Here is a 4,521-nt window from a genome sequence, read left to right as displayed (position 1 = left end):
TATCCATGATGCAATGACCGCCTGACCCTACCGCCCGAAAAATGGCATGAAAGTGTCATAAACTCGCACAGTTTCACATTTGCAGCCCGCATTCATGGGTTATTCAACAAACTTGGCGGCAGCCAACAGCAGATACGCGTCAGATACCGCCACAACTAGCCCCCGCCGCCCCGACTACGCCTTGTCCAGCCACTCTTGAGCGACCAACTCAGGGCTGGCGCCACCAGCCACAGCCCGGGTCATCAGCTTTAAGTCCTCAGTGCTCAGCGAACCCGCAATTTCATTGAGCACGCGGACTCGATCATCTCGGTCCAGCGCTGGCTTGACGTAGAAAGGCACAAGCCATTGCGGCAAGTCAGCCCCGGCATTGTCAGCTGACAGATCCGCGCAGCCCTGTGCCATGCCCGCGTCGGTGGCCATTACTTCGCCCGGCAGCGACCGCGAAAATGCGTCGTACACGCGGTCGCGCCACTCTCCGCTGAACTGCTTGTCCGGGGTGGAGTCGTCGGCGTATTCCTCCGCCAGTGAAGCCGCCGACGCAGGGTCGCTCAGGCCGAGTAGCTCACCTGTGCATCCGAAGGAGACCAGGACCGCTTCATTGCGTACGGCCCGCAACCGGTCGTCAGCATTGCGAATGCCAACGACCTCCGCTTGCCGACCTATCCTCTCAAAGCTCTGCGCATACACGTACGCAAGAGCTGCTTGCTCAGGGTTGCGTAGGTCTGCCCCGACAGTCACTACCGCCTCCTGCTCAGGAGGAACGGGCATCTGCGGATCCAAATCAGAACATGCGGCAAGACCGAACCCCGTCGCCCCAGTGACCAATGCCAGGGCGGTAAAAGTGCACGCAGTAGCCGTGGAGCTACCCTTGCACCCCATTGAGCGGATGCGAAAGTGGAACCCGGCGTTCGCACGTCTAGAATCAATCATCGACACCAGCGTAACCTACGAACGGATTGTGAGGTCACCCAGAATGGGCGAAGAGAAAAGCCGCAACATCAGCGCTTCGGCGAAGGCTCGCAATCCGCGAACTAGCTCGGCCAGTCAAAGCCAAAAACCGTCGGCCACAGGAAAACCCGGTAAAACCGCTCGGGCGACGAATGCGGCTAAATCCGCAGCGAAGTCGGCTGTCTCGAAGGTGACGCGCACCAACGGCTCGTCGTCAAGCGTGGGAGAAACGCAGTCGGAGGCGGTGCGCGATGCCCTGCGCGATTGCGGCGTCTACATCGGCGGCAAGCGGTTGCCGGGCACCTACGACCACTTCTCCGGGCTGTCCGAGGTACGGAATTTTGGCGAGGGCTTCACGTGGCTGTCGTTGTCGCGCCCCAACGCGACACAGATGGATGCCATCGCTGAGCTTTACGGGCTGGATGAGCTGACGGTGGAGGACGCACTGACTAACCGCCAGCGCCCCAAGATTGAGATCCACGATGATCACGTTGTTTTTGTTATTCGCTCGATTCACTACTCCCCGGAAGGTCTCGCGGATGACGAAAATGAGATTATTCGCTCCGGCCAGCTGATGATTGTTATCGGCCCGGAGTACGTCATCACCATTCGCATGGGCATGCCTAGCTCGGATATGCAGCGCATTAGCGCACGCGTGGAGAACACCACCGACGCCATCGACTACGGCCCCGCGGGCGTGCTGTGGGCACTGACGGACAACCTCGTCGATGCGTACCTGCGCATCGCTATGCAGCTGGAAGATCGCGTGGAGATCATGGAAGACGAAGTCTTCGAGCCGAACTTGGATTCGGATATTGAGGACATTTACATCCTCAAACGAGAGATTCTGGAAATGCGCCACGCGATCGATCCGCTGACACCGGCACTGCGCTCCCTGATGAATCTGCGGGAAGACATCATGCCTAAGGACGTCAGCCGTTATCTTTCCGATGTTCTCGACCACCAGCTCGCCGCCGCGGACCTCGTCTCCGGACTCGACGAACGACTCTCCGCCCTCATCGACGCCGCCGCCGTGAAAATCCAGCTGCAGCAGAACCAGGATATGCGTACCATCTCGGCGTACGCGGCTATTCTCGCCGTCCCGACCGCCCTGGCCGGCATCTACGGCATGAACTTTGACCACATGCCCGAGCTGCACTGGGAGTACGGCTACTTCATCGTCCTCGCCATCATGTTTGCCATCGTGGCGTTTTTGGTGTGGGTCCTGCGCCGCAACAAGTGGCTGTAGGTACTGCTTCTGGCAGGCATCGCTTTACGACGGATACAGCAACCTACCCGCGATTCCCACCGAGCGCCCGCTGCGCCAACAGGTCACGGGCCCGCTCGGCATTGCGGGGATTGCACAGGACGTCGTAGCGACGGGCAACAATCTCCGTTGTGCTCGAGAAATCCCGCTTGCCGTTTTGCATTGCGTACGGAACTGCGGCCAGCACGATGCCGAAGATGGCGCCCATACCGAGGCCAACAATCAGCGGACTAACCCAATCCTCCTGGAAAAGCCCCAGAATCAGGCCGAAGAACAGGCCCATCCACAGCCCGTACAGCGCGCCGCCGCCGAGCACCTTCGGCCAGGTCAGCCTGCCAACCACGCGCTCCACCTGCATCAGGTCAACACCGACGATGGTGAGGTCGGAAACCGGGAACTCATCGCGATCACTGAGCGAATCCACCGCCGCCTGCGCGTCGGAGTAGTTGGTGAAACTGCCCACCGGCCACCCCTCGGGTACCTGGCGCTGAGGCAACCGGGACTTCATGCTCTGTTCCCGGCCGCTCCCCCAACCGCTGCCCGCTTCCCCATTTGCCATCGGTACTCTCACCGTTCCCTTGCAGTTGTTGTCACAGTAAAAGGTGACTCAGTTGCTGAAAATATTGCTAAAACTATCGCCAAAAGGCGTTCTATCAAGGACAACGTCAGACGATTGGCAATTGTTCCACCGACTGGTCCGCCGCCCATTCCACCGCCACCGCTCTTGCCGGAAGGGTTGGTCGCTGTGACCGTCGTAAAGCGGCAAACTACTGATTTTGTCAGTAGTTCTTTGTCTTGCGGGGTCTCACGATAAGATTCACTACATAATGTCTACGATTACTGAAGCTGAAGTTCGCACCGCCCTGGCGCAGGTCGAAGATCCTGAGGTACGTCGCCCGATTACCGAGATTGGCATGGTCAAGTCCATCTCGGTGGCGGACAACAATGACGTGGCCGTGGAGATTTACCTCACCATCGCCGGTTGCCCCATGAAAAACACCATCATCGAGCGCACCGAAGAGGCGCTGAACGGTATCGAGGGCGTTGGCAACGTCACCGTCACCACCGATGTGATGAATGACGAGCAGCGCCGCGAGTTCCGCAACGCCGTCCGCGGCACCGCCTCCGAGCCGGTGATCCCATTCGCCCAGCCGGACTCCCGCACCCGCGTGTTCGCCGTCGCCTCCGGTAAGGGTGGCGTCGGTAAGTCCTCCGTGACCGTGAACCTCGCCGCCGCGCTGGCCGCGAAGGGCCTGTCTGTCGGTGTCCTCGATGCCGACGTCTACGGACACTCCATTCCGCACATGATGGGCTCCGAGGAAAAGCCACACCAGGTCGACGACATGATCATGCCTCCGCAGGCGCACGGCGTGTCACTGATTTCTATCGGACACTTCGTCGACGACAACGCACCGGTTGTCTGGCGTGGGCCAATGCTGCACCGCGCTATCCAGCAGTTCCTCGCGGACGTGTTCTGGGGCGACCTGGACGTCCTGCTTTTCGACCTGCCCCCGGGAACCGGCGACATCGCCATCTCCGTGGCGCAGCTCGTGCCGAACGCTGAGCTGCTGATTGTTACTACCCCGCAGATGGCCGCCGCCGAGGTCGCAGAGCGCGCCGGCACCATTTCGCTGCAGACCCGCCAGCGCATCGCCGGTGTCATCGAGAACATGAGCTGGATGGAGATGCCGGACGGCTCCAAGATGGAGGTCTTCGGCGCAGGTGGCGGCGAGACCGTTGCCCGTCGTCTTACCCAGATCACCGGCGGAAAGGTCGAGCTGCTCGGCCAGGTGCCGCTGGACACAGAGCTACGCGAAGGCGGCGACAAGGGCACCCCGATTGTCCTGTCCAAGCCGGATTCGGGCGCGGGCGAGGCCCTGAACGCCATCGCTGACAAGCTGGTTGTTCGTCGCGAGTCGCTCGCAGGCAAGTCGCTCGGCCTGGGCGTGACTCCGAAGTAGGCCTTCGCTTTACGACGATCACAGCGACGCCCCCTCCCCGGTATTTTCGGTGCCGGGAAGGGGGCGTCTGCTTTTGCGGCTGCGGTGTCTGGGGCGTATGTGTTGTGGGCGCTTTCGGTGGTGCATCCATCAAAGCGGCTGCGTGCACTTACTGACTAGGTTTATGACACTTTCGTGGCAAAATTTGTGCGGTAGGGTCAGGCGGTCATTGCATCATGGATAACACCAGAGATTACCTCCCGGGGAGTTAACCCGTCGAGCACTACCCGCGGCCGGTTATTCAGCAATGCTTCCGCCTCGGCGACCTCTTGGTCGGTGACATCGGTAAAGTTGGTGCCTTTGGGG

4 protein-coding genes are annotated in these 4,521 nt (G+C 60.5%); 2 read left to right on the top strand and 2 right to left on the bottom strand.

What is annotated here, in order from left to right; translation table 11 throughout:
- Window positions 1-174: 174 nt before the first annotated feature.
- Entirely contained in the window at window positions 175-930 is a 756-nt protein-coding gene (locus ADM64_RS01985) for a hypothetical protein (RefSeq protein ID WP_049193008.1), read from the bottom strand.
- A gap of 43 nt (window positions 931-973) precedes the next feature.
- Between ADM64_RS01985 and ADM64_RS01980 the strand changes: the two genes are divergently transcribed.
- Window positions 974-2,197: a magnesium and cobalt transport protein CorA gene (locus ADM64_RS01980; protein ID WP_049193007.1), complete on the top strand. Its 1,224-nt coding sequence runs from the start codon at window positions 974-976 to the stop codon at window positions 2,195-2,197.
- Window positions 2,198-2,240: 43 nt separating this feature from the next.
- Here the strand turns inward: ADM64_RS01980 and ADM64_RS01975 are convergent, their stop codons facing one another.
- Window positions 2,241-2,723: a general stress protein gene (locus ADM64_RS01975; RefSeq protein ID WP_042388577.1), complete on the bottom strand. Its 483-nt coding sequence runs from the start codon at window positions 2,721-2,723 to the stop codon at window positions 2,241-2,243.
- 319 nt (window positions 2,724-3,042) lie between these two features.
- Between ADM64_RS01975 and ADM64_RS01970 the strand changes: the two genes are divergently transcribed.
- Entirely contained in the window at window positions 3,043-4,176 is a 1,134-nt protein-coding gene (locus tag ADM64_RS01970) for an Mrp/NBP35 family ATP-binding protein (RefSeq protein WP_049193006.1), read from the top strand.
- Window positions 4,177-4,521 lie beyond the last annotated feature (345 nt).

It is taken from the genome of Corynebacterium sp. 401_CJEI, from assembly GCF_001076435.1.
In the GTDB taxonomy this organism is placed as follows: domain Bacteria; phylum Actinomycetota; class Actinomycetes; order Mycobacteriales; family Mycobacteriaceae; genus Corynebacterium; species Corynebacterium jeikeium_D.
Note: the sequence above shows the minus strand (reverse complement) of the source record. Positions and strands in the feature narration are given on the sequence as shown.

Excerpts from the sequence above, each read along its gene's own strand:
- ADM64_RS01985 (WP_049193008.1), bottom strand. The coding sequence starts at position 930 with ATGATTGATTCTAGACGTGCGAACGCCGGGTTCCACTTTCGCATCCGC.
- ADM64_RS01980 (WP_049193007.1), top strand. The coding sequence starts at position 974 with ATGGGCGAAGAGAAAAGCCGCAACATCAGCGCTTCGGCGAAGGCTCGC.
- ADM64_RS01975 (WP_042388577.1), bottom strand. The coding sequence starts at position 2,723 with ATGAAGTCCCGGTTGCCTCAGCGCCAGGTACCCGAGGGGTGGCCGGTG.
- ADM64_RS01970 (WP_049193006.1), top strand. The coding sequence starts at position 3,043 with ATGTCTACGATTACTGAAGCTGAAGTTCGCACCGCCCTGGCGCAGGTC.